Origin of the sequence: Aromatoleum toluolicum, from assembly GCF_012911005.2 — a bacterium.
GTDB classification, from domain to species: Bacteria; Pseudomonadota; Gammaproteobacteria; order Burkholderiales; family Rhodocyclaceae; genus Aromatoleum; species Aromatoleum toluolicum.
In genome coordinates this window covers 1-2,048 of the sequence record NZ_WTVS01000167.1, presented here as the reverse complement: position 1 = coordinate 2,048, position 2,048 = coordinate 1, and the positions used below count along the sequence as shown (strand labels likewise).

The 2,048-nt window shown below is 68.1% G+C and carries 2 protein-coding genes; both read right to left on the bottom strand.

Features of this window, described 5'->3' with window-relative positions:
- A partial coding sequence (locus GPA27_RS28165; RefSeq protein ID WP_246261540.1) for a WD40/YVTN/BNR-like repeat-containing protein occupies positions 1 to 463 on the bottom strand: 463 nt, incomplete at its 3' end.
- Between the two features lie 149 nt (positions 464 to 612).
- The gene (locus GPA27_RS28160) at positions 613 to 1,962 is read right to left on the bottom strand and encodes a DUF1329 domain-containing protein (RefSeq protein WP_169143712.1); all 1,350 of its coding nucleotides are present in this window, start codon (positions 1,960 to 1,962) and stop codon (positions 613 to 615) included.
- Positions 1,963 to 2,048 lie beyond the last annotated feature (86 nt).

Genomic DNA, 2,048 nt, shown 5'->3' with positions numbered 1-2,048 from the left:
CGCCCTGCGCGGCGAAGCGCTCGGCCTCGGCGACCCATTTCGCCGCGTCGTCGCCCGTCCGGGTCTTGTAGTACGCCACCATCCGCTCGCCGAGCGCGCGGCCGTCGAGCTGCTTGGTCCAGGTCGCACCGGCGTCGCTCGAGTGCAGCACGACGCCGTCGTGACCCACCGCCCAGCCCTTCTGCGGCGTCGGGAAGCTCACGGCGACGAGGTCCGAGCTCACCGGCACCTTCGCCTGGCGCCAGCTCTGGCCCTGGTCGTCCGAGTACACCACGTGGCCGCGCTGGCCCACGCCGACCACCCGCTGTCCCGCCAACGCCAGGCCGTTGATCAGGCCCCTGGCCGCCAGCTCGCTCGCCATCGCCGGCGCATCGAGCACATCCTGGAAACCGGCCGCGGGGGCGCCAGCCGGAATCAGCAGCGCGAACGCCGCCAGTGCTCCACAGATTCGGTGCACGTTCATCGCTTTTCCTCTGTTGGGGCCGGGTTGCCCGGCGCGATCAAACCTTCGTCGCGCCGGGCCCCGGGGAGGGGAACTCTTCTTGTCCGTCGCGAGCGGGGACGCCGGGCATTCTCCGCCCGCGATCACACCCGCCCGCTGAGCCGATTGCCTTACCGGATACCCGAACCGGCGAGCGAATCGGGCGACCAGTCGCGGTCGGTCAGCGGCTTGGACTGGCGCATGCCACCGGTCTCGGCACTGAAGCCGGTCAGCGAGTAGATGCCCGCGACCAGGTCGTAATGCCCGAACATGTCGGTGTAGGGCGCCGGCAGGTCGTAGCTCGGGGCCATGTAGGCGAAGCCGGCGCGGTAGAGCTGGCCGCGGGCGTCGTACTGGTCGGAGGCGAGCGCCGCCCACGAGTCCTCGTCGAGGTAGAAGGTGCGCTTGCTATACACGTGGCGCTTGCCTTCGCGCAGCGTCGCTTCCACCACCCACACGCGGTGCAGCTCCCAGCGCACGAGGTCCGGGTTGAGGTGGTTGGGCTTCAAGAGATCGTCCTGCTTGGCCTGATACACCGCGCTGTAGGCGTTGTACGGCACGTATATCTCCTTCTTGCCCACGAGCTTGAAGTCGAAGCGGTCCATCGAACCGGTGAAGATGAAGATGTCGTCGAAGGTGTTGCCCCCGGCCGTGCCCGGGTTGGGCGTGTCGTGCGAGAGATCCGGTGCGACCTTCACGCGCCGCTGCCCCGGCAGGTAGGTCCACGCGCGGCGGTCCTTGTTGCCGATGTCGAGCGGATCGACGATCAGCAGCGCCTCGCCCGCCCGGCGCGCCGGGCCGGTGTAGGTGTTCTTGATGCGCCAGTAGGTCTCGGCCGAGGTTTTACTCGCGTCCCAGAACGGGAACTCCTGGACATTCATGCCTTCGGTGGCGAGCGTCGTGCGGCCGCTCGCATCGACGTTGAGGTTGCGGTACTTCACCTCGTAGGCCTGGCCGTTGTAGCGCACCAGGTGGTTCCACATCGCTTCATAGCCGGTCTTGGGGACCGGGAACGGGAAGCCGGCGTGTGCGCCTTCGATCGAGCGCCCGTCGTTGTTGGTCTTGGCCTGCGTCGCGATCTTCGCGGTGTTGTCGGCGACGAACTTGGGGAAGGCGACGCTGCGGTGCGTCGGGTACACGTCGACGCGGAACGTGGGGTACTTCTGCAGCAGCGCCTTGGTCCCTTCGGTGAGCTTGTCGGCGTGCTGCGCGAGGTTCTTGGCGTCGATCACGAGGCGCGGCTTCTCGCTGGCGAAGGGGTTCGGGCGGATGCCGTCGCCCGGTTTGAAGCCCGCCGGGGCGGTGGTGAGCCCGCCGGTGTAGTCGGGGATGGTGCCGTCCTTGTTGCCGGCCTTCTCGGCACCGACCGCGGTGAGCGTGGTGCCGAGCTTCTTCGCCTCTTCGGGCGTGATCGCGGCCACGGCCGCACCGCTCAGGGCGAGCGCGAGCGCCGCCGACAGCAGGGTTTGGGTGAGTTTCATGGGGGTCCTCCTCCTCAGAAGGTCGTCTTCAGTGTCAGGCTCACGAAGCCGCGGTCCTGCAGCAGCGTGGTGAAGCCGTTTTGTGT

What these genes read in the sequence shown, in the direction of transcription:
- GPA27_RS28160 (WP_169143712.1), bottom strand. Translation starts at nt 1,962, where the DNA reads ATGAAACTCACCCAAACCCTGCTGTCGGCGGCGCTCGCGCTCGCCCTG.